Genomic DNA, 21,378 nt, shown 5'->3' on the forward strand with positions numbered 1-21,378 from the left:
TTAACGCGCGCCGAGGTCGGTCAGCGTGACGGTGTTGCGCAGCTCGCCCAAGCCGCTGACGCGCGTGACCACGACGTCGCCGTCGCGCAGGAAGAGCTGCGGTTCGCGGGCGTTGCCGACGCCGCTGGGGGTGCCGGTCAGGATCACGTCGCCGGCGCGCAGGGTCATGCCGTGGCTGAGCTCGGCGATGATCCGCGCGAAGGAGAACGCCATCTGCGCGCTGGTCGCGTCCTGCAGCAGGACGCCGTTGACCTCGCACTGGACCCGCAGCCCGCCGAGGTCGCCGATCTCGTCGGCGGTGGTCAGCCACGGGCCGAGCGGCATTGTGGCGTCGAGACTCTTGCCCTTGAGCCATTGGCCGCCGTGCGCGCGTTGGAGATCGCGCTGCGATACGTCGTTGGCGACGAGGAAACCGAACACGTGGTCCAGCGCCTTCTCCTCCGGGATCGAACGGCCGTCGCGCCCGATGACCATCGCGATCTCGGCCTCGTAGTCCCACTTCTGGGACAACCCAGGGTCGTAGGCGATGGCGTCGTGCGGCCCGACGACCGTGTCCGGGCCCTTGGTGAAGAAGGTCGGGCGCAACGGACGAGAGACCGGGTCCTGACCCTCGCGCTTGCCGGCGGACTCCTCGAAGTGGTCCCAGTAGTTCCAGCCGGTGCAGAGGACGTCGCGGTTGAACCGGTGCAGCGGCGCCTCCAGCCGCACTTCCGCCAGCGGCAGGACTTCGCCGGTCTCGACCGGAGCGCCCCGCACGACATCGTCGACCGTGCCCGACAGCAGCGCGATCGACTCCCCGTCGACGACACCGCCACGACGGACGCCGCCGACCGTCACAGAAGCGAGCTTCACCCGCGAACCTCCTCGACTATCGCGTTCACGTTGCGTAGATCATGAAAGCGCTATCGATTCAGCTGGGCCTGACCAGCCGGTCTTTCGGGATCACGGCGACGCCGAGGATCTCGATCAGTGCTTCCGGCTGCCACAGCGCGGTGCAGCCGATGCCCGCCATGGCCGGGTAGACGGGGCCGGCGAGCTCGCGCCACACCTTGCCGATCTCCCTGCCGTGAGCCTGGTAGTCCGGGATGTCGGTGAGGTAGATCGTGATGCTGACCAGGTCTTCCGGCTCGCCACCCGCCGCGCGCAACGTCGTCAGCACGTTGCCGAACGCCTGGCGGAACTGCTCGACGATGCCGCCGGGAACGATCTTCATGTCGGCGTCGAGGGCGGTCTGCCCGCCGAGGTGGAGGGTGTTGCCGGCGAGGGTGCCGTGGGAGTAGCCGCTCGGCGCCGGAAGGCTGGCCGGGTTCACTGCTGCTGGCCTCATGAGTATTGACACTATCTGACGGTCGTGAAGAATACGAGATATGGAGCCCGACCTGAGCAAGTACCAGCTCGACGGCGACAACTCGATGTACCGGCTGCCCAGCGGCCTGGTCGCGCCGGTCGTGACACGCGGCGGTGCCGAGAACCCGGACACCGCGAACTCCGGCGGCGCGGTCCGGATCTCGGGCGTGAGCATCCAGCACACCCCGGCGACGAAGCTGTGGTTCGGGAAGGTGACCAACGAACCGGGCTACCGCTCGGTCACCCACCACCACGGCGAGGCCGAGACCGGCGGCTACGTGCTGTCCGGGCGTGCGCGGATCTACTTCGGCGAGAAGTTCGAGGACTACGTCGACATGGAGGAGGGTGACTGGGTGTTCGTGCCGCCGTTCATGCCGCACATCGAGTGCAACCTCGACCGCAACAGGTCGCTCACGTGGATGACCACGCGGACGCCGGAGAACATCGTCGTGAACCTCGACGACGTGCCGGACGAGGACCTGCGCGATTGGCTGACCCGATGACGCCCGTGCCGACTTCGGCGATCTTCACCGAGGCCATCGCGCTGGAGAAGGCCGATCCGGAGCACTTCGACCTCGCCTTCACCGCCGTCACCCAGCCCTGCCCGTGGCCCAAGGCCTACGGCGGGGACCTGGTCGCGGCCGCGGCGGCCGCCGCCATGCGTTCGGTGACGGACGGCAAGACGCTGCACTCGATGCACAGCTACTTCCTGCGCCCGGCCGACATCGGCGCCCAGGTGCGGTACGAGGTCGAGCTGCTGCGCGACGGCCGCGGTTACAGCACCCGGCAGGTCCGCGGTTACCAGAACGGCAAGCCCCTCTACGCCTGCCTCGCGAACTTCGCCGCGGGCGAGCCGGGCGGCGGGTATCGGGCCGAGTTCACGGGCGACCTGCCCGGCCCGGACGAGCTGGCCAGCTCCGCGGACTTCCTCGCGGGACGCTCCGGCGGTTCGATGACCGAGGAGTCGAAGGCCTACTGGTCCGGCGGCCGCAGCTTCGACATGCGGCACGCGCCCGGCCCGGTCTACCTCGCGGTCGAAGGCGAGAAGGTCCCGCACCAGGCCGTGTGGATCAAGCCGTTCGACGCGCTGCGCCCGGTCGACGGCCTGACCGACGCCCAGCGCGACCTCGCCGCACTGGCCTACGTCTGCGACTACACGATCCTCGAACCCGTCCTGCGGGTCCTCGACCTGCCGTGGGCCCGGCCGGGGCTCGTCACCGCGAGCCTCGACCACGCGATGTGGTTCCACCGCGAGGGCCCGGTCGACGACTGGCTCCTCTACGTGCAGGAGGCCGTCGCCGCCGACGCGGGCCGGGGCCTCGGCCACGGCCGCTTCTTCACCCGCGATGGTCTCCACCTCGCCACCGTTGCCCAGGAGGGCATGATCCGCGCTTCCTGACCCGCCGCCCGGGAAGGACTTCACCCATGGACACCTTCGCCCGCGACCACTTACCTCCCGCGGCACTGTGGCCCGCCATCGAGTTCACGACGCCGGAGCTGGACTACCCGGCCCGGCTCAACGCGGCCACCGAGCTCATCGACGTCCCGGTGGCGAGGTTCGGCCCCGACCGCCCCGCGCTGCGCACGCCGGCGGGGGAGACGTGGTCCTACGGCGAGTTGCTGACCCGCGCGAACCAGGTGGCCCAGGTGCTGACCGAGGAGCTCGGTCTCGTTCCAGGACAACGGGTTCTGCTCCGCTCGCCCAACAACCCGTGGACCGTGGCCGCGTGGCTCGGCGTCCTCAAGGCGGGCGGTGTCGTGGTGACGACCATGGCCGCGTTGAGGACTCGCGAACTCGCGCCGATCGTCGAACGCACCCGTCCGTCGATCGCGTTGGTGGACCAGCGGTGCACGGAGGACGTCCGAGACCTGCCGTCGCTGACCGTCGTGGACTACGACGACCTCCAGGTGCTCGCCGCGACCAGGTCGGGGCAGTTCACCGCCGTGGACACCGCCGCCGACGACGTGGCGTTGCTGGCGCCCACGTCCGGCAGCACCGGCACGCCGAAGATCACCGCGCACTTCCACCGCGACGTCCTGTCCATCGACAACACCTTCGGCCGGCACGTGCTGCGGCTGACCGGGGACGACCTCGTCGCCTGCACCGCCCCGTTCGCGTTCACGTTCGGCCTGGGCATGCTCGTCGTCTTCCCGCTGCGGGCCGGCGCCTGCGCCCTGCTGACCGAGGCCGCCACGCCCGCCCAGGTCGCGGACCTCGTGCAACAGCACGGAGTCACGGTGCTCGCGACGGCGCCGACCGCGTACAAGGCGATCCTGCGCGACGGCATCGAGGCGAAGCTCGGCGGCCTGCGGACCGCGGTGTCGGCCGGCGAGCACATCCCCCAGGACACCTGGCAACGGCTGCGGGACCGGCTGGGGCTCAGGGTGATCGACGGCATCGGCGCCACGGAGCTGTTGCACATCTTCATCTCCGCCGCCGGTGACGACATCCGGCCCGGCTCCACCGGCAAACCGGTGCCGGGCTACCGCGCCACCGTGCACGGCCCCGACGGCGAGGAACTCGGCCCCGGCGAGCCGGGACGCCTCGGCGTGATCGGCCCCGTCGGCTGCCGCTACCTCGACGACGAGCGGCAGAAGGACTACGTGGTGGGCGGCTGGAACGTCACCGGCGACGTCTTCCACCGCGACGAGGACGGCTACTTCCACTACCACGCCCGCAGCGACCACATGATCGTCTCCTCCGGCTACAACATCGGCGGCCCCGAGGTCGAGGAGGCCATCGACACCCACCCGGACGTGCTGGAGTCCGCCGTCGTCGCCAAGCCCGACGACGAACGCGGCGCGATCGTGTGCGCCTTCGTGGTGCTGCGCGACGGCGTGCCGGGCTCCGACGCGAAGGCCAGGGAGATCCAGGACCACGTGAAGCGCACCATCGCGCCCTACAAGTACCCGCGCGAGGTGCGGTTCCGCACGTCGTTGCCGCGCAACGCCAGCGGCAAGCTGCAGCGCTTCGCACTCCGCAAGATCGTCGAGGACGAGGTGCGTGCATGAGGATCGCGGCCAGAAAGATCGCCATCGTCGGAGGAGGCCCCGGTGGGCTCTACCTGGCCGCGCTGATGAAGCAGCTCGACCCTTCGCATGATGTCACCATCTGGGAACGCGACGCTGCCGACGTGACGTTCGGCTTCGGCGTGGTGTTCTCCGACGAGACGCTCGGCGGGATCGAGAACGCCGACCCGGAGTTCGCCGAGGCCATGTCACGCCGGTTCGCGCGCTGGACGGACATCGACATCCACTACCGCGGCGAGACCCACACCGTGGGCGGGCAGGGGTTCGCCGCGATGAGCCGCAAGGAACTGCTCGGTCTCCTGCAGCGGCGGTGCCGCGATCTCGGCGTGGTCGTGCACTTCTCGACGCCCGCGCCCGCCGTGGACGTGTTGTGCGAGTCGCATGACCTCGTGGTCGGCGCGGACGGCGTCAACTCACTGGTGCGGCAGTCCTTCCCGGACGTCTTCCGCTCCACTGTGGACCCGCGCCGCAACAAGTACATGTGGCTCGGCACGGATCGGGTCTTCGAGGCGTTCCAGTTCTTCATCAAGGACACGCCGTGGGGGACCATGCAGGTCCACGGCTATCCCTACTCCGACAGCGGTTCCACGTTCATCGTCGAGATGCACGAGGACGTGTGGCGCCGCGCCGGCTTCGACACCGCCCAGGAGTTCGCGCCGGGTGTCTCGGACGAACGCGCCGTCGACCGCGTCCGCGAGCTGTTCGCGGAGGAGCTGGCCGGCCACCAGGTGTTCGCCAACAACTCGAAGTGGGTCAGCTTCACCACCGTGCGCAACGAACGCTGGCACCACGGCAACGTGGTCCTCGTGGGCGACGCCGCGCACACCGCGCACTTCTCGATCGGCTCGGGCACCAAACTCGCGATGGAGGACTCGCTCGCTCTCGCCGCGTGCCTGCACGAACACAGTGACGTCGAGACCGCGCTGACGGCCTACGAGACCGAACGGCGCCCCGTCGTCGAGTCGACCCAGCGAGCCGCCCAGGCGTCCCTGGAGTGGTTCGAGAACATCGGCATGTACGCGGACCAGGAGCCGACCCGGTTCTGCTTCAACCTGCTCACGCGCTCGCGCCGGATCACCTACGACAACCTGCGCACCCGCGACCCGGAGTTCGCCGACCGAGTCGACGCCGCCTTCGCCGCGTCCCAGGGACTCCGGAGCACGGCCCCGGCGATGTTCCAGCCGTTCCGCCTGGGACAGCTGGAACTCAAGAACCGCGTGATCGTCTCGGCGATGGACATGTACTCCGCCGTCGACGGTGTGCCGGGCGACTTCCACCTCGTTCACCTGGGGTCGAAGGCCATGGGCGGCGCGGGACTGGTGATGACCGAGATGGTCTGCGTCTCGCCCGAGGGCCGCATCACGCCCGGCTGCACCGGTCTGTGGACCGACGAGCAGCGCGACTCCTGGGCGCGGATCGTGGCGTTCGCGCACGAGCGCAGTACCGCCCGCATCGGCCTGCAGCTCGGCCACTCCGGCCGCAAGGGCTCCACCCGCCTGATGTGGGAGGGCATGGACGAACCGCTGCCCGAGGGCAACTGGGGCGTCATCGGCCCGTCTCCGCTGCCGTACGGCCCCGGATCGCCCGTCCCCGCCGAGGCGGGTCGCGAGGACCTGGACCGGATCACCGCGGAGTTCGTCGCGGCTGCGGAACGTGGTGCCGAAGCAGGGTTCGATCTGCTCGAACTGCACTGCGCGCACGGCTATCTGCTGTCCTCGTTCCTCTCGCCGATCGCGAATCAGCGCACGGATGAGTACGGCGGCTCGCTGGCCAACCGGCTGAGATTCCCCCTGGAGGTGTTCGACGCCGTCCGCGCCGTGTGGCCGGCCGAGCGCCCGATGATCGTGCGCATCTCCGCGACGGACTGGATCGAGGGCGGCAACACGGAGCACGACGCCGTGGAGATCGCCCGCGCGTTCGTGGCCCACGGCGCGGACGCGATCGACGTCTCCACCGGCCAGGTCACGGCCGACGAGCGCCCTGCGTACGGCCGCAGCTACCAGACGCCGTTCGCGGACCGCATCCGCCACGAGGTCACGGGTGCGGCCGTCATCGCGGTCGGCGCCATCGCCTCCTATGACGACGTCAACTCCATCCTGCTGGCGGGTCGCGCGGACCTGTGCGCGATCGGGCGCACCCACCTGTACGACCCGCACTGGACGCTGCACGCGGCGGCCGAACAGGGCTACCAGGCCGAGTGGCCGGTTCAGTACCGCGCCGGCAGCCGCAAGCCGCCGTCCGCGCGCACCGACGCCGTCCGGCCGCGGTTGTCCCTGCTGCGGGCCGACCCGCCGGACCGGACCGTGCACCTGCGCTGGACCCCGCACCGAGAGCATTCGCTTCTCGCATAGGCACTTAGGCGGCGTTCAGGTGAAACTTGATTCGGCAACGAAATGGAATCTCTTGTCCGGTCAGATGTTCAGCATTCGCGCATTGGTCTGATGGTGCAGACATCCCGTGCACGCGGGTGAGGGGGTTTTTCCCGCACAGAGGACGTCCCTAGCGTCGGCGGTCGGTTCCCGAACGAATCCGCCACCGAAGGGATCATGCTCGTGCGAAGACGTTTGCCGGCGCTGGTGCTAGCGGGCGTGCTCGCTGGCAGCACGCTCACCGCCGCAGTACCCGTGGCCGCCCAGCCACCCGTGTCCACTCTGGCCAAGTCCGTGCAGGGCGTGTCCGATCCCGCCTCCCACGGCGATGTCGCCTCCTGGGTCGTGTCCTACACGAACGGTGCCAACGGTGCCGCTTCGATCACCGACCCCATCGGCGCGGGCCAGACCTTGCTGGCCGGCTCGCTGCAGGTACCGCCGGGCTGGACCGGCACGGAGGGCAACCCGGTCACCGCCACCCACCCCGGCGTGCGCAACGGAGGCAAGTCGCTCTCCAGTGTGCTGACGCCGCCGGTGCAGGCCAGCGCGAGCAGCACCGGCGGTGACGGCTTCATCCCGATGCTGCATCGCACGCCGGACGGGCGCCTGCAGGCGTGGAACGTCTATCACCACCTGGGTCTCACCGATCCGAAGCTGGTGTGCACCGATCTCGCGACGAGCTCGCTCTGTGCGGGCGGTCCGTGGCCGAAGCCGCTCAACACGGCACCCGGCCCGCTCGGGACCGGGTACACGGGCGACCTCTCCAGCCCCCTCGCGCCGCAGTACGTCCGCGACCCGGCGAACCCCGCCCGCGTGTACTACTCGGCCACCACGGCGTCCTCGATCGGCGTCGGCTGCCTCGACCTCGCCGCGCCGGGCAACTGCGGCTACTGGCCGCTGATGAACCGGACCGGGCAGACGTTCGAGCTGGCGGGACTCGTCCAGGTCGGCGGAAACCTCTACGGCGTGGCGAACTCCGGTCACGTGGTGTGCTGGACGGCCGCCACGCAGAGCCCGTGCGGGGGCCAGCCCTACGCGCCGATCGTGCCGTTCACCAACCACGGCGGCTACTACCTCGGCGCGCTGGCCGTCGCCGGAGGCAAGCTGTTCGCGTCGTCGTCGCTGTATGGCAGCGGTGTGCCCGTGATGGGCTGTTTCGACCCCGGTACGACGAGCGTGTGCGCGGGCTGGCCGGCCCCGAAGACGCTCGGTCCCCCGGCCAACTACACCTACAACGCCTACACCGCCTACAGCACAACGGGTGCGGAGACCGGTGCGTGCGCGAGCACGTCCGGAGCCACGAACGTCACCACCTGTTACGCCATCGACGGTTCGCCGTTGTCCGGTGGCATGGGCGCCCTGGAGAGCCACACCTGGGTGTTCACCCCGGAGGTGGTGCGCACCGGAGACCGCGTGCGCAGCTACTTCGGCATCTGGAGCGGCCCGTACGTGGGCGCGACGGTGTGCCACGACTGGAGCACCGGGACGACGTGCGCCGGAATGCCTTCGCGCATCACACATCCGACCGTCAACAACGGCATCACGAGAGATTACGGCTACGCCTACGACGCTCCCACCGGCTGTCTGCTCGGGCTGGGAGACGCGGGCGTGCTGTTCTCACTGGATCCTGACACGGGGGCGTCGCCGTGCGTACGCAGTGGCGCCTCCGTGTCGCTCAACCCCTCGCAGTTCTACTGCGACGGCAAACCGCACGCCACCACCTACAGCAAGGCGCGGCTCGTCGGCGTGACACCGGCGAACGTGAACTTCGGCGCGTCCACCGTGAAGGCCGTGGACGGCGGCGGGAATCCTGTTGCCACACCGGGGTTCGCCCCGGACGGCACGGTGGACCTGACCGGAGTCACCGCCGGTTCGCTGACGCTCACCGCGTCGCTCGTGCTGAACAACGCCGCGGACTTCGGCGGCGGCAACCAGCCGTCCCTGGCCGTGGAGTTCAATGGTGACGCGCCGCAGATGTGCTTCCGCACCACGATCTCCGCGGAGTGCGCGGTCACGTCCGTCGCGAACACGGCGAACGGGACCGACGCGACCGGCGGCTTCTCGTCCAACACGGTGACCCGTCAGGTCGCACCGGGAACGGCGTGCCTGCCGAACGTGGTGGTGAACAAGGAGATCTGCGGTTCGTACACGTCGGCCAACTGCAAGGCGGGCGGCTCTGGCCCGTGGCTGAAGCAGGCACCCGTGGGCGTCCTCGGCCTGCTGAACGCGACCGCGTACTGGCGGGTCACCGTGACGAACAACGGCCCGATCCCGATCGTCGACGCCTACGTGGTCGACGACGTGGAACCGGCCTGCCAGACCGGGCCGTTCACGCTGCAGCCCGGTCAGTCCAAAGTGGTCCACTGCTCGACGTACGCGTTGCTGTCGCTGTTCCCCCTGACCAACAAGGCGAAGGCGAAGTACACGCCGGTCGGGGCCGGCCGCCTGTACAGCGAGTGGTCGTCCGCGAAGGCCTGTTCACTGCTCTGCGTGCTGGGCTGAGGTCGTTCGAGCAGCTCGTGTCAAGCCGCAACTCGGACGATAAGGTAATCTGGATGTTCAGAACATCTCAGTTGCCTTCGGCGAGGAGTGGCGATGGTTCGGCTGACTCGAGTGCAGCAGCAGGCGCGCACGCGTGCCGCGGTGCTGGCGGCGGCACGGGAGGAGTTCGCCGAGCAGGGTTTCCTGCCGGCGAAGGTCGACCGGATCGCCGAACGGGCGGAGCTGACCCGTGGGGCGGTGTACTCGAACTTCCCGAGCAAACGCGCGTTGTACCTGGCGGTGCTGATCGACCTGGTCGAGCAGGCCTCAGAGCCCTGGGTGACGGTGTCGCCGACATCGCGAGTCGACGCGCTCGGGGTGTTCGCGAGGGTCTGGCTCGAACGGCTGCCGCTGGTGGGCGACGCGGCGCCGGGCGGGCGGCTGCGGTTGCGGTCGCTGGACGGTGTCTTCGAGGACGAGCGCGGTCCGGCCGTGCTGGCTCAGCTCGCGCGGCTGGAGGCGTTGCTGCTGGCCATCGCCCTCGAACGAGGTGCGCCGGCCCGGCGGGTGCGGCTGGCGGAGCTGGTGCTGACGATGCTGGACGGCGCCGGTCACCGGGCAGAGACGGCGCCGGGGTTCGGTGACCCGTTCGACGTCGCGCACGCGTGCAGGCACATGGCCGAGATCGACCTGGAGGACACCTGGGCGCCGCCGCACCTGCCGTACGTCGCCCCGGCGCGCACGTGTGCGGACGCCTGGACCGCGCCTGAGGGTCTCGTCGACCAGATCAGCGGTGAGCGGGTCGAGCTCGCGAACGGACTGGTGGTGGTGCTGGGCGCGAGCCGTCTCGGCGCGGCCGAGGAGGCCGTGCGGTCCGCGAAGCCCGGTGAACAGGTCACGCTGGCCGTCGTCACGGGCGATCCGGAGGAGACCGGGCGCCTCGTCCGGCTCCGGGTCACGGATGCCGTCGGCTGTCTGAGGCGGGTGTTCGCGCCCGAGGTCTGGCAGCACGTCCGGCTGGTGCTCGACGACGACGCGCTGGTGGCGTCCGCGATCGGCGTCACCGATCCCGGCGACGACACCGAGTCCGCGGTCAGCGTGCGGGACGGCGTGATCGTCGCGCGTGCCCACGGCCGCGGTGCCGGGTACGCGGCTGGCGCGCGCCGGCGGGAGGCGACGTCGTGAGCAGAGATCTGCTGGTGCTGCACGCGTTGCGCTGCGTCGGTACCACCGGACTCACCCGCGTGGCGTCGTTCACGGGGCTCGATGAGTCCGATGTGGAGTCCGAGCTGATCGATCTGGCGGTCGCCGGTCTCGTCACACACCACAGGGGTTTCGGCGGGTGGGCGCTGACGGAGTCCGGCCGGTCCGCCGACGCCGCCCGGACCAAGGCCGAGCTGGAGTCGGCCGGCACCCGTCCCGCGCTGGCCGAGGCGTTCGACGCGTTCCTCGTGCTCAACCCCGAACTGCTCGACCTGTGCACGGCGTGGCAGGTCCGGTCCGCCGACGGCGTCACGACCGTCAACGACCACAGCGACACCGCCTACGACGCCCGCGTCCTCGCCTTGTTCACCGACTTCCACGCCCGTGCCGTCGTGGTGATCGCCGCTCTGGCCGCCGCCGTGCCACGGTTCGGCCGTTACGACGCGCGCCTGTCCGAAGCCCTGGACCGCGCCCAGGCGGGGGAGTTGGAGCGCCTGGCCGACACCATCGACTCGTTCCACACGATCTGGGCGGAACTGCACGAGGACCTGCTCGCCACGTTGGGAATCGCGCGATGGAGTGGGTAAGGCACCTCTCCGGCGCGCTCGGCGAACCGCCGGAGGTCGTCGGCGGCAAGGCCCACGGCCTCGTGCTGCTGCACCGCCTCGGCCTGCCGGTGCCCGCCGGTTTCGTCGTCACCACCGAGGCCTGCAGGGTCTTCCTCCGCACAGGCCGGTTTCCCGGCGGTCTCGCCGGCGAACTGGCCTCCGCCATCGAGGTCCTGGGACCGTCGACGGTCTCGGTGCGTTCCGGGGCCGCCGTGTCGATGCCCGGCATGATGGACACGATCCTCAACCTCCGCCTCACGCCGGACTCGCTCGACGAGGCGCTGAAGTCGGTGTTCGCGTCGTGGAACACACCCCGCGCCCGCACCTACCGCACCCTGCACGGCATCCCGCACGACCTGGGCACGGCCGTGGTCGTGCAGCGGATGGTCTTCGGAGACCGCGACGACCACAGCGGCTCCGGCGTCGCGTTCAGCCGCGACCCCGGCACAGGCGAGAACGCGCCGTTCGGCGAAGTCCTCTTCGGACACCAGGGCGACGACGTCGTCTCCGGCCGGACGCTGACACTGCCCCTGCACACCATCGCGAACCGTGAACCCGCCGTCTGGCAAGACTTGCTCGACGCCCTGAGCTGCATCGAACAGCACTACCGCGACGCGTGCTACGTCGAGTTCACCTTCGAGTCAGGCGTGTTGTGGCTGCTACAGGTGCGGCCGGGCAGGTTCACCGGCGCCGCCGCCGTCCGCCTGGCCACCGACCTGGCCGACGCCGGTGCGATCACCCGCGCCGAAGCACTCCTGCGGTTGGCACCGCACCACCTCCGGCACGTCCGCGTACCCCGAATCGAACCGGATGCCGACGTCATCGCACGCGGCCTGGGCGTCTGCCCGGGAGTGGCGGCGGGCAGGGTGGCGGTCACGTCCGACGAGGCGGTACGCATGGCCGCCGACGGCCCGGTCGTCCTGGTGCGTCCGGAGACGTCACCGGAGGACATCCGCGGCCTGGCGGCGGCCACCGGCATCGTCACCGCGCGGGGCGGCCCGGCAAGCCACGCGGCCGTCGTAGCCCGCTCGATGGGCAAACCCGCCGTCGTGGGCGTCGCCGACCTCCACGTGGGCAGCGACTCGGTGGCGATAGGCGGGCGCACGGTTGGCGTGGGCGCGATGGTGACCATCGACGGGACCGGCGGTGAGGTCGTCCTCGGCACGCCGCGCGTCGTCACGGGAGGTGCGGACGGGCACCTGCGCCGGTTGCTGGGGTGGGCGGATGAGGTGTCCGGGGATGGGTCGGAGCGGGGCGAGGCCGAGCGCCTGGAGGCGGCGCAGGTTGTGCTTCGGCGGCGTGAGGGTGCTTGAGGGCGGTGCGTTCCGCGGCCTTGGCGAGCAGAGGGTCGGGGGAGGCTCTGGTCGGACGAGTCCGCGTATCTGCCGCGTGGTCGAAGGTGCTCAGGCGGCACGGAAGCGGGGGCATGGCCCCTGCGGGAGTGGCGTGCGGCGGTTGGGTGGCGTGCGCGGGCGGCTGGGTGTGGTCCGGCGGTGTGCGGGGGCGGCTGGGCTGGGGCGTGGTCCAGCGGAGTGTGGCGGCGTGCGCGGGCGGCTGGGCTGGGGGCGTGGTCCGGCAGAGTGTGGCGGCGTGCGCGGGCAGCTGGGTGAGGCGTGGTCCGGCGGAGCATGATGTGGCGGGCGGGCAGCCGGGCACGAGGCGCGCTCTCGCGGAAGTGGAATGCGGCCGCGGCGTGCACAGGCGTCTGGGCGAGTGGGCCTGCTTCGGTGCGGCGGCCGGGCGTGCGGGCGACCAGCCAAGGACGCGCGCTGGACGCGGTTCAAGGCCGGGCGCCTGGGCCGAAGCCCGTCCAGCGCAGCTCCTCCGGCAGGTGGCTCATGTCGTTGTACAGCAGCAAGGCCGGTGGCGTGCCGTCGCGGAACTGGATGACGGTCAGCGCGGTGTTGCCGCAGCTCATCGCCAGCCAACGGTCCGGCGGTGCGCCCAGGGCGTGCCGCACCAGCCATGCCACCTGGTAGGCGTGCGTGACCAGCACCTCGTGGGTCTCGGTCTCGGCCGGACGCGCGAACCGGGTGGTCAAGGACTCGGCGAGGCCCGCGCCCGCGGCTGCTTCTGCCGCGTCGTAGCCGTCGAAGAAGCCTGCCCACGCGGGCGGGGGATCGGCCGGCACGTGCGGTACGTGGTCGACCAGTTCGGGGGCCTCGGTGACGGGGACGCCTGGCAGGTGCTCGCCCAGGAGCTGGGCTGTGCTCTTCGCTCTGGCCAGGGGCGAGTGCAGGACGGCGTCGATCGGTGACCGGGCCAGGCGTTCGCCCAGCAGGTGCGTCTGTCGTTCGCCGGTGCCGGTGAGCTGGCCGAACGGGTCTGCTGCGCCGTGACGGACCACGTAGAGGTGCCGAGTCGCCATCGTTAACCCTCCCAGGTTGTCAACATCGGGATGTTACCAACATCTGGAACGGGCCTCGAATGCGATGGTGCGGACGGGTGAACCGCGGGCCACTCGTCGTGCAGCGCGAGCCCGGTCGTTTGACCATGGCTGAGTTGCGGTGGTGGCAACACAGAATTCAGTGTGCGGGGCGCAGTCGGGGCCGATCGCGAAGGAGACCGGGAGTCGATGCATCGACTCGATGAAGTGCAGGCCAGGGAACTGACCCTGGCCGCGGTGGGTGCGGTCAACAGGCGTGATCACCTGTGGTCCGTCGACGCCGTGCGGTGCCTGGTGTCGGACGAGCGGACGCGGGTGGTCGCGATCGACACGTGTGCGGTGATCCTGCTGCGTGGTGTTCCGCGCGGCTCGCTCGAGCGGTCCGTCCGCATTCCGATCTCTGTGCCGGCGACGCGGGGTGACGCGACCTGCGCGCGGGCCTCCGAGGTCGCCTCGGAGGTGCTGAGTGGACTGGCGTGTGGTGACGATCAGCGCGTCGCCCTGGTGCTGGCGAGGTTGACCGAGGACCAGCAGTTCGACGCGGTGCTGGTGCTGGTTCGTGCCGCTGCGGCGTGGATCGACACCTACGTGGGCATCGACGGTGACACCGTGGACGCCTACTACGCGATCTCCAAGACGGAAACGACCTGACCGCGGAACCTCGATCTGCGCCGTTGTGCAGACTCGTCGCGCCGCCCATACGGTCGTGGTGGGAGGTCGGTGATGCGAAGCCAGTACGAATACCTGATGGTGCTGGGCGTGTGCGTGCTCATCACGCTGCCGCTGGAGTGGATGGGACGCGGTGTCTACCGCCGTGGCCCGGACCTGGCGCGTGCCATCGCGCCCGTGCTGCTCGTCCTCGCCGTCTGGGACGTCGTCGCGATCGTGCGAGGGCATTGGAGTTTTCATCCCGAGGCGACGACCGGGGTGTTGATCGGTGGCGTGCTGCCGATCGAGGAAGTCCTGTTCTTCGTGGCGATCCCGCTCTGCGCGGTGCTGACCTACGAGGCCGTGCGCGGGCATTCGGAGCGCTGGTTGCGTGATGGTTGAGGAGTACTCGTTCGCCGCGGTGGCGGCGGTTGCCGTGGTGCTGCTGCTGGAGTTCTTCTTGCTGCGCACGGGTTTGTTCAAGCGTCCGGCGTACTGGATCACGATGGCGATCGTGCTGGGGTTCCAGGTTCCGGTGGACGGATGGCTGACGAGGCTCGACGCGCCGATCGTGTTGTACGCGGACTGGGCGATCAGCGGGGTGCGGGTGCCGTGGGACATCCCGGTGGAGGACTTCCTATACGGGTTCGCCATGGTCACCGCCGTGTTGTTGCTGTGGGAACGGGGAAGGCCGGCACGTGAACAAGCTTGAGGTACCGGGGAAGTTCGACCGGGCGGCCCGCGGTTACGACTTCCTGGTTGGACTGAACCCCGGCTATCACCAGGCGCTGCGCCTTTCCGCGCGAGCGCTCGGCCTGCGCCCCGGCATGCGGGTGCTCGACCTGGGCTGCGGCACGGGCGCCTCCACCGCCGCGCTGGTCGCGGCCGCGCCCGGCGTGGAGATCGTCGCTGTGGACGCCTCGGCGGGCATGATCGCGCGGGCGCGGGAGAAGCGCTGGCCCGCCACGGTGAGGTTCGTGCACAGCCGCGCCGAGGACGTGGACGAGGGCGAGTTCGACGCGGTGTTCGCCGCGTACCTGGTGCGCAACCTGCCCGAGCCGGATGGCACGCTCATCCGGATCAGGGACCTGCTGAAACCCGGCGGAACGCTGGTGTTGCACGAGTACTCGGTGCGCGACTCCCTGACAAGCGCGGCATTGTGGACGCTGCTGTGCGGGTTCATCGTCCCGGCGGGATGGCTGGTCACCGGCGACCGCTCGCTCTACACCTACCTGTGGCGCAGCGTGATGGACTTCGACGGCGCGACGGCGCTGCGGGACCGGTTGCGGCGCAACGGCTTCGTCGGCGTGCGCAGCGCGCCGCTGCCGGGCCTGCAACTCGGCGTGGTGCACACCTTCCGCAGCCACGTGCCGGAACAGGAGCAGCGGTGAGGGATCGCAAGGCGGTGCGGATCCCGGCCCCGGCCGGTCGCGCGCAGTTCGACGGGACCGCGCCCGTCGTCGCCGTGGTGGGCGGTGGCATCGCCGGACTCTCCGCCGCGACGCTGCTCGCCGAACGCGGGGCACAGGTCGTGCTGTGCGAACGGGAGGACTACCTGGGCGGCCGCGTCGGCGGCTGGAGCACCAGGCTCGCGGACGGCAGCGACGCCACCATGACGCGCGGCTTCCACGCGTTCTTCCGGCAGTACTACAACCTCCGGGCCCTGCTCGACCGCGCCGACCCGGCCGGACGAGCCCTGGTCGGACTGCCGGACTACCCGTTGCAGCACGCCTCCGGCCACCGGGACGGTTTCGCGAACCTCCCGAAGGCGGTGCCGTGGAACGCTCTCGCGTTCCTGCGCGGCAGCCCCACGTTCCGCTGGCGCGACCTGCCCGACGTCAACGCGCGGGCCGCGCTGTCGTTGCTCGACGTGTCGGTGCCGCGGATCTATGAGGAGCTCGACGGCATCGACGCCGCGACCTACCTGGAGCGGATCCGGTTCCCCGAGGCCGCGCACGCCCTCGCCTTCGAGGTGTTCTCCCGCAGCTTCTTCGCCCACCCCACCCGCATGTCGGCCGCCGAGCTCGCGGTGATGTTCCACATCTACTTCCTCGGCTCCAGCGAGGGGCTGCTGTTCGACGTGGCCGCGGACCCGTTCCCGCACGGCCTGTGGGAGCCGCTCGGGCGCCACCTCGCCCTGCTGGGCGCGACGGTGTGCACGGGCACCGAGGTCAGGTCCGTGCTGCCGGGCGAGCACAGGCGGTTCTCCGTCACCATCGGCGACGGCGCGATCGAGGCGGACGCCGTGGTGCTCGCCGCCGACGTACCGGGCCTGCGGACCCTCGTCGGCGGCTCGCCCGCGCTCGGCGACGCCGCGTGGCGCGAGAAGGTCGGCGGGCTGCGCACCGCGCCCCGGTTCCTCGTGTCGAGGTACTGGCTGGACACGCCGGTGGACGCGGACCGGCCCGGTTTCCTCGGCACCGGCGGCCACGACCTGCTCGACAACATCGGCGTGCTCAACCACTACGAGCACGAGGCACGGGCCTGGGCCGCCCGCACGGGTGGCTCCGTGGTGGAACTGCACGGCTACGCGCTACCGTCCGATGTGGACGAACAGGACGCCCGCGCCCGGCTCTGGGAACAGCTCACCGAGGTCTACCCGGAGACCAAACGGGCAGGGGTCGTCGACGAACGCCACGAGCTGCGCGAGGACTGCCCGCTCTTCCCGGCCGGTGGGTACGCGGGACGGCCGGGAGTCACCACACCGGACGACTTCCTTGTGGTGGCAGGCGATCTGGTGCGCATCGACCTGCCGGTCGCGCTCATGGAACGCGCGGCCACCACCGGTTTCGCCGCCGCCAACCACCTGCTGAGCCGCTGGGGCGTCGCGGGCACGGATCTGTGGACGGTGCCGGCCGAGGGCCGCGTTCCGCTGCTGCGCTCGGTCGCCCGACGCTGGCGGACGTTGTGATCGTCATGGCGGCAGCTGGCTGACGACGGCGGTCAGCTCGGCTCGTGGTTCAGCACGAGCCCGATCGCCTCGCACAGGGACTTGGGCCGGCGCACGAACGACGGCAGGGCCACGCCATCCCACCCGGAACCGGCGACCGCGATCACCGCGCCCGAGCGCGTGCCGAGCTCCTCCAACGGAACACGAAGCGCCAGGTCCTGCCGGTGCGCCCAGACCAGCACGACCTCGGGGCACAAGCGGGTCACCGCGTCGCGCAACGCCTCGGCGGGCACCCGTGCGCCGAGGTTGCCCCACCTGCGGTCCTGTTCGGACAGTGCCGCGCCGAGAGCTTCCAGGGGAAGCCAATGCTGCTCGTCCGGTGCGCACGACATCAACACGGAGAGCGGACCGGGACCGCTGGTGCGCGGGATCCCGCGTAACGCGTGCAGGATGCTTCCGCTCGCCAGGTGCTCGATCTCCACGCCCTGACCGCTCGCGACGACCAGTTCGCCGAGTTCGACCAGCGCCGGTACGAACACCCCGTCCCACGCGGCCACGACACCGTGCGCGGCGAGGAGCTTCGCGGCGAGATCGGCCATCGTGGGTTCGTCGAGACGTTTCGCGGCACCCAGGAAACTCTGCTGTGCCATCAAGGCTTCCGCAGAGCCGATCGGAGTGCGTTCGCCCTCGGGCGGAGCCACCGGCTGCTTGCGCGCCAATACCGCCGCGGCGGACGCCGCCACACCCTGTGCGGTCAGCCCCACCATCCGGCGCAGCACCTCGATGTCCGCGTCCTCGTAACGGCGGTGGCCGCCGTCGGTGCGGACAGAGGGCCCCAGGCCGTAGCGCTGGTCCCAGGTTCTGAGCGTGGTGGGGGCGATGCCGAGCATGCCGGCCACGGCGCGAGGCGTGTACGTCACGTTCTACGTGCGCGTTTCGACAGCATCGCCCTCAACTCACTCTCGCCGAGTCCACCCCAGATGCCGAAGGTCTCGTGCACCTCCAGCGCGTGCGCTCGGCATTTTTCCATGACCGGGCAGCGCCGGCAGATGGCCTTCGCCGCGGCCTCGCGCCGGTCACGCGCGGAGCCGCGTTCGTTGGGCGTGTGGAAGAAGTAGGCGCTGTCCATGCCACGGCACAGACCGGCCAGCTGCCAGTCCCACGACTCCACGACCGGCTGAGGCAGACGGGACAGTTCAGGCATGACGAGCACGTCCTCCGGTGAGTCGACCTGGATGGGGACATCATCGTAAAATCGACTCAGAAACGACGCAACTCGGGTGCTCAGTCGGGAAATCGACCCTTCTGGCGTAGTTCGTACCGTCGCTCGGCGTAGGCAAGGTCGTCGCGCCACAGCCGCGCCGCAGCCCAGCGCATGACCGGCCGCAACGCCCCCGCGACCGGCTTGGCCAGCGCGAACCCGGGCCGCTCCGAGTGCGCGATGGTCGCCTCCACCACCGCTGTGCGGCCGTCGCGGATCGGGGTCGCGTGCGTCTCGACGACGCTGCCCTCACCCTCGCCCTCGACGATGTGCATCACGACGGTGCGCGGCTCCGGGCAGGTGAACGCGGCGATGACGGGGACACCGACGCGGCCGGCGAGCCGGAACGTCACCTCCACCAGGAAGCGGTCGTCCGAGTCGGTCGGGGTCTCCAGGACGTGCAGGTTCGCGAACGAGTAGGGGTGGAACCACGCGCCGTGCCACGGATCGAGGCGGTTCGCGACCACGTCCTCGGGATCGCAGCGGCCGATGAGCGTGGCCACCGCGTCGATCGATCCCGCGGGCGGCCGTTCCGGCAGCACCGGGGCGGACAGGGGTTCCTCGCCCCCTGCCTGGTCGAGGCGGACCCACACCAGCACGCCGTCGTCGTGCGCGGGGAACGGCGTCCAGGCACCGAACCGCTTGCCGTCGAGCGCGAGGCCGTGCCAGCGGCAGATCAGCCTGCCCTCGGCCACGGCGCCGTCGCACAGCGGAGCGCCGAGGTGCGGACACGAGCCCGAACCGGCCATGAGCACGCCGTGGGGCCCGCGCCAGAGCACGACCTCCTGACCCGAGATGGTGCGACCATGCGGTTTGCCCTTCACGACGTCGCGGCTCGCACCGGCGACGAACCAGTTGCCGGACGGTCGGGCGGTGGCGCGCTTGAGTGCCGACTCGATCAGCGCGGGTTTGGCGTCCTGCCACGTCGGCCGCTGCTCGCGCCACGGCGGGCTGGAGTAGACCCGCAGCGGGATCCGGTCACGCAGGGACTTCCTCTCAGGCCGCACGGGCGAACACCGCCCTGGCCAGCGCGGGCAGGGCGACGGCGAGGCGCCTGCCGTTCGACACGACCACGCGGCGCGAGAGCACGTCGCAGTCCGCGTGTTCGACGAGGTCGAGGATCCGCCCGTACAGCCGGTACGCGGTGAGCACGCACGGCCTGGAGCGCGGCGCGAGCATGCCGATGCCCGGCCAGGCCCGCTCGTAGACCAGCCGCGCCCTGCGCACCTGGTCCCGCAGGGCGGCCCGCACCTGCTGGTCGGCCTTGCCCTCCGCCCGTGCGCGCAGCAGCCGTTCGCGGTCGACGCCGAACGCCGCGAGCTCGTCGGCGGGCAGGTACACCCGGCCGCGGTCGAGGTCCTCGCCGATGTCGCGGATGAAGTTGGTGAGCTGGAACGCGACGCCGAGTGCGGCGGCCGCGGGCTCCGCCTCCTCGCGGGGCACACTCGTGCCGAGCACCGGCAGCACCTGCAGGCCGATCACGGCGGCGGATCCGTGCACGTACCGTTCGAGATCGGCCGACGTGGGGTAGTCGGTGACGGTGAGATCCATCCGCATCGACTCCATGAAGTCCTGGAAGTGCCGGACCGGGATGTCGTAGCGGTGCACGGTGTCGATCAGCGCCGCCAGTACCGGGTCGTCCGTCGCCCCGTCCCTCAGCGCCGTCTGGAGGCGTCCGTCGATGGCCAGCAGCGCGGCGGACTTCTCGTCCGGTCCACTGTGGAGGTTGTCGACGACGTCGTCCACCCAGCGGGCGAACCCGTACAGCGCGTGCACGGCGGGCCGTTGCTCCGCGCTGAGCAACCTGGTTGCCAGGTAATAGGTCCGGCCGTGCTGCGCGTTGAGCTCACGGCAGCGCCGGTACGCGTCGCGCAACGCCGGCGCGGTGACACCCGCGGCGTCCAGTTCGCGTTCAGCCGACATCAGCGGTCCTTTCGCGGAGGAGGTTCCTCCACGCTAAGTCCGCGAGTTGCCCTTCGCACAACGGCGCCGCTCATCATGCAGACCCCCTGCCGCGCTGCTTAGCTCGAAAAGCCGAACACCGACCCACTCCCAGGGGAACGCCGATGTCGCTGCTGACCAGCGTGGACGCTCGCACGTCGCAGGTGGACGACTTCCGCGTCCTGCTCGACGGCGCACTGCGCGACTTCCTGCTCGCCAGGCAGGACCTTGCTCCCGAGCTCGCCGCCGAGCTGCGGGAGCTGATCCTCGCCGGTGGCAAGAGGATCAGGCCGACGTTCGCGTGGTGGGGATGGCGGGCGGGAGGCGGCTCGCCGCCGGTGGACGCCGTGGTGCAGGCGATGGTGGCGCTGGAACTGCTGCAATGTTGCGCGCTGGTCCACGACGACGTGATGGACCGCTCGGCGACCAGGCGGGGCAGGCCGTCGGTGCACGAGTCCTTCGCGGCGCGGCACCGGCGGGAACGGTGGGCCGCGAGCGCCCGTCAGTACGGCGACTCCGCGGCGATCCTGGTCGGCGACCTCGCGCTGGCGTGGGCGGACGACGCGCTGGTGACCGCGGGCCTGTCCGCCGAGGCGCTGGGCCGAGCCTGGGGTCCGTGGCAGGCGATGCGGACCGAGATGATCATGGGACAGCACCTCGACCTCCTCGCCGTCGCGCGCCGCGAGGAGTCGCTGGAGCATGCCGTTCGTGCGGCGGCGCTGAAGACCGCCGCCTACACCGTGGAACGGCCGCTGCACCTCGGCGCAGCCCTCGCGGGAGCCGACGCCGATGTCGTGGACTGCCTGCGCGCGTACGGTCACGACATCGGCGTCGCCTTCCAGCTGAGAGACGACCTGATCGGTGTCTTCGGTGACTCCTCCGCCACCGGGAAACCGGTGGGGGAGGATCTGAGGGAGGGCAAGCGGACGCCGTTGATGTCCATCGCCCTCTCGCGCGCGCAGGGCAAACCCGCCGCGCAGAGGCTGCTCCGGCGATGCCTGGAAAGTGGCACCGTCAGCGACCGGACCGTCCACGACGTGCGCGCACTGCTCGTCAAGCTCGGAGCGGTCGCCGCTGTGGAGAACCTGATCGAGAGGCTGGCGGGAACGGGGATGGCGGCGCTGGACCGCGCGGCCATCCCCGAAGATGTGCGTGACGAGCTGGTGCGCCTCGCCGGCCGTGCCGTGACGCGAACGACCTGAGGGGAACGCAGT

At 70.6% G+C, this 21,378-nt stretch carries 21 protein-coding genes; 14 read left to right on the forward strand and 7 right to left on the reverse strand.

The window, feature by feature from the left end; genetic code table 11:
• Both BLR21_RS02970 and BLR21_RS02975 read right to left on the reverse strand, forming a co-directional pair.
• On the reverse strand, positions 1-852 hold the full coding sequence (locus BLR21_RS02970) for a fumarylacetoacetate hydrolase family protein (RefSeq protein ID WP_090004053.1): 852 nt from the start codon (positions 850-852) through the stop codon (positions 1-3).
• A 58-nt stretch (positions 853-910) separates the two neighbouring features.
• Entirely contained in the window at positions 911-1,327 is a 417-nt protein-coding gene (locus BLR21_RS02975) for a RidA family protein (protein WP_090004054.1), read from the reverse strand.
• A gap of 40 nt (positions 1,328-1,367) precedes the next feature.
• Between BLR21_RS02975 and BLR21_RS02980 the strand changes: the two genes are divergently transcribed.
• The 8 genes from BLR21_RS02980 to BLR21_RS03015 all read left to right on the forward strand — a co-directional run bounded on the left by BLR21_RS02980 (position 1,368) and on the right by BLR21_RS03015 (position 12,351).
• Positions 1,368-1,850 carry a cupin domain-containing protein gene (locus BLR21_RS02980; RefSeq protein ID WP_090004055.1) on the forward strand — a complete coding sequence of 161 codons (483 nt, stop codon included), beginning with the start codon at positions 1,368-1,370 and terminating at the stop codon, positions 1,848-1,850.
• Complete coding sequence (locus BLR21_RS02985) at positions 1,847-2,746, forward strand: acyl-CoA thioesterase (protein ID WP_090004056.1); 900 nt, start codon at positions 1,847-1,849, stop codon at positions 2,744-2,746. The genes BLR21_RS02980 and BLR21_RS02985 overlap by 4 nt, the downstream gene beginning before the upstream one ends.
• 26 nt (positions 2,747-2,772) lie before the next feature.
• Positions 2,773-4,359, forward strand: a complete 1,587-nt coding sequence (locus BLR21_RS02990; RefSeq protein WP_090004057.1) for an AMP-binding protein — start codon at positions 2,773-2,775, stop codon at positions 4,357-4,359.
• Positions 4,356-6,728, forward strand: a complete 2,373-nt coding sequence (locus BLR21_RS02995) for a bifunctional salicylyl-CoA 5-hydroxylase/oxidoreductase (protein WP_090004058.1) — start codon at positions 4,356-4,358, stop codon at positions 6,726-6,728. Before BLR21_RS02990 ends, BLR21_RS02995 begins: the two co-directional genes overlap by 4 nt.
• 201 nt (positions 6,729-6,929) lie before the next feature.
• Positions 6,930-9,248 (forward strand): DUF7617 domain-containing protein, encoded by a 2,319-nt coding sequence (locus BLR21_RS03000; RefSeq protein ID WP_256334411.1) that lies wholly within the window; start codon positions 6,930-6,932, stop codon positions 9,246-9,248.
• 93 nt (positions 9,249-9,341) lie between these two features.
• Positions 9,342-10,412 (forward strand): TetR/AcrR family transcriptional regulator, encoded by a 1,071-nt coding sequence (locus tag BLR21_RS03005; RefSeq protein WP_090004476.1) that lies wholly within the window; start codon positions 9,342-9,344, stop codon positions 10,410-10,412.
• Positions 10,409-11,017, forward strand: coding sequence for a transcriptional regulator (locus tag BLR21_RS03010; RefSeq protein WP_090004059.1), 609 nt, complete (start codon positions 10,409-10,411; stop codon positions 11,015-11,017). Before BLR21_RS03005 ends, BLR21_RS03010 begins: the two co-directional genes overlap by 4 nt.
• The gene (locus BLR21_RS03015) at positions 11,005-12,351 is read left to right on the forward strand and encodes a PEP/pyruvate-binding domain-containing protein (protein ID WP_090004060.1); all 1,347 of its coding nucleotides are present in this window, start codon (positions 11,005-11,007) and stop codon (positions 12,349-12,351) included. The genes BLR21_RS03010 and BLR21_RS03015 overlap by 13 nt, the downstream gene beginning before the upstream one ends.
• Positions 12,352-12,818: 467 nt before the next feature.
• Here the strand turns inward: BLR21_RS03015 and BLR21_RS03020 are convergent, their stop codons facing one another.
• Positions 12,819-13,406, reverse strand: a complete 588-nt coding sequence (locus BLR21_RS03020; RefSeq protein ID WP_090004061.1) for a histidine phosphatase family protein — start codon at positions 13,404-13,406, stop codon at positions 12,819-12,821.
• 207 nt (positions 13,407-13,613) lie between these two features.
• Between BLR21_RS03020 and BLR21_RS03025 the strand changes: the two genes are divergently transcribed.
• From BLR21_RS03025 to BLR21_RS03045, 5 genes are all read left to right on the forward strand, one after another.
• Complete coding sequence (locus tag BLR21_RS03025; protein ID WP_143027584.1) at positions 13,614-14,075, forward strand: hypothetical protein; 462 nt, start codon at positions 13,614-13,616, stop codon at positions 14,073-14,075.
• A gap of 72 nt (positions 14,076-14,147) precedes the next feature.
• Positions 14,148-14,474, forward strand: a complete 327-nt coding sequence (locus BLR21_RS03030) for a lycopene cyclase domain-containing protein (RefSeq protein WP_090004063.1) — start codon at positions 14,148-14,150, stop codon at positions 14,472-14,474.
• Positions 14,467-14,784, forward strand: a complete 318-nt coding sequence (locus BLR21_RS03035) for a lycopene cyclase domain-containing protein (protein ID WP_090004064.1) — start codon at positions 14,467-14,469, stop codon at positions 14,782-14,784. The genes BLR21_RS03030 and BLR21_RS03035 overlap by 8 nt, the downstream gene beginning before the upstream one ends.
• Positions 14,771-15,463: a class I SAM-dependent methyltransferase gene (locus BLR21_RS03040; protein WP_090004065.1), complete on the forward strand. Its 693-nt coding sequence runs from the start codon at positions 14,771-14,773 to the stop codon at positions 15,461-15,463. Before BLR21_RS03035 ends, BLR21_RS03040 begins: the two co-directional genes overlap by 14 nt.
• A complete protein-coding gene (locus BLR21_RS03045) occupies positions 15,460-16,983 on the forward strand; it encodes an FAD-dependent oxidoreductase (RefSeq protein WP_090004066.1) in 1,524 nt (507 codons plus the stop codon). Before BLR21_RS03040 ends, BLR21_RS03045 begins: the two co-directional genes overlap by 4 nt.
• A gap of 32 nt (positions 16,984-17,015) precedes the next feature.
• Here BLR21_RS03045 and BLR21_RS03050 read toward each other — a convergent pair whose 3' ends face one another.
• The 4 genes from BLR21_RS03050 to BLR21_RS03065 all read right to left on the reverse strand — a co-directional run bounded on the left by BLR21_RS03050 (position 17,016) and on the right by BLR21_RS03065 (position 20,146).
• Entirely contained in the window at positions 17,016-17,882 is an 867-nt protein-coding gene (locus BLR21_RS03050) for a MerR family transcriptional regulator (RefSeq protein ID WP_090004067.1), read from the reverse strand.
• A complete protein-coding gene (locus BLR21_RS03055) occupies positions 17,879-18,166 on the reverse strand; it encodes a WhiB family transcriptional regulator (RefSeq protein ID WP_090004477.1) in 288 nt (95 codons plus the stop codon). The genes BLR21_RS03050 and BLR21_RS03055 overlap by 4 nt, the downstream gene beginning before the upstream one ends.
• An 80-nt stretch (positions 18,167-18,246) precedes the next feature.
• The gene (locus BLR21_RS03060) at positions 18,247-19,230 is read right to left on the reverse strand and encodes a Rieske (2Fe-2S) protein (protein WP_256334412.1); all 984 of its coding nucleotides are present in this window, start codon (positions 19,228-19,230) and stop codon (positions 18,247-18,249) included.
• The gene (locus BLR21_RS03065; protein WP_090004068.1) at positions 19,220-20,146 is read right to left on the reverse strand and encodes a phytoene/squalene synthase family protein; all 927 of its coding nucleotides are present in this window, start codon (positions 20,144-20,146) and stop codon (positions 19,220-19,222) included. Before BLR21_RS03065 ends, BLR21_RS03060 begins: the two co-directional genes overlap by 11 nt.
• Positions 20,147-20,289: 143 nt before the next feature.
• Between BLR21_RS03065 and BLR21_RS03070 the strand changes: the two genes are divergently transcribed.
• Entirely contained in the window at positions 20,290-21,366 is a 1,077-nt protein-coding gene (locus BLR21_RS03070; protein ID WP_090004069.1) for a polyprenyl synthetase family protein, read from the forward strand.
• The last annotated feature ends 12 nt before the right edge of the window (positions 21,367-21,378 follow it).

The sequence above is a fragment of the Lentzea albidocapillata subsp. violacea genome, assembly GCF_900100275.1.
Classification (GTDB): domain Bacteria; phylum Actinomycetota; class Actinomycetes; order Mycobacteriales; family Pseudonocardiaceae; genus Lentzea; species Lentzea violacea.

Coding starts and splice junctions, on each gene's coding strand:
- BLR21_RS03065 (WP_090004068.1), bottom strand. CDS start 20,146: ATGTCGGCTGAACGCGAACTGGACGCCGCGGGTGTCACCGCGCCGGCG.
- BLR21_RS02995 (WP_090004058.1), top strand. CDS start 4,356: ATGAGGATCGCGGCCAGAAAGATCGCCATCGTCGGAGGAGGCCCCGGT.
- BLR21_RS03070 (WP_090004069.1), top strand. CDS start 20,290: ATGTCGCTGCTGACCAGCGTGGACGCTCGCACGTCGCAGGTGGACGAC.
- BLR21_RS03035 (WP_090004064.1), top strand. CDS start 14,467: ATGGTTGAGGAGTACTCGTTCGCCGCGGTGGCGGCGGTTGCCGTGGTG.
- BLR21_RS02985 (WP_090004056.1), top strand. CDS start 1,847: ATGACGCCCGTGCCGACTTCGGCGATCTTCACCGAGGCCATCGCGCTG.
- BLR21_RS02980 (WP_090004055.1), top strand. CDS start 1,368: ATGGAGCCCGACCTGAGCAAGTACCAGCTCGACGGCGACAACTCGATG.
- BLR21_RS03020 (WP_090004061.1), bottom strand. CDS start 13,406: ATGGCGACTCGGCACCTCTACGTGGTCCGTCACGGCGCAGCAGACCCG.
- BLR21_RS03015 (WP_090004060.1), top strand. CDS start 11,005: ATGGAGTGGGTAAGGCACCTCTCCGGCGCGCTCGGCGAACCGCCGGAG.
- BLR21_RS02975 (WP_090004054.1), bottom strand. CDS start 1,327: ATGAGGCCAGCAGCAGTGAACCCGGCCAGCCTTCCGGCGCCGAGCGGC.
- BLR21_RS03005 (WP_090004476.1), top strand. CDS start 9,342: ATGGTTCGGCTGACTCGAGTGCAGCAGCAGGCGCGCACGCGTGCCGCG.
- BLR21_RS03055 (WP_090004477.1), bottom strand. CDS start 18,166: ATGCCTGAACTGTCCCGTCTGCCTCAGCCGGTCGTGGAGTCGTGGGAC.
- BLR21_RS02990 (WP_090004057.1), top strand. CDS start 2,773: ATGGACACCTTCGCCCGCGACCACTTACCTCCCGCGGCACTGTGGCCC.
- BLR21_RS03030 (WP_090004063.1), top strand. CDS start 14,148: ATGCGAAGCCAGTACGAATACCTGATGGTGCTGGGCGTGTGCGTGCTC.
- BLR21_RS03025 (WP_143027584.1), top strand. CDS start 13,614: ATGCATCGACTCGATGAAGTGCAGGCCAGGGAACTGACCCTGGCCGCG.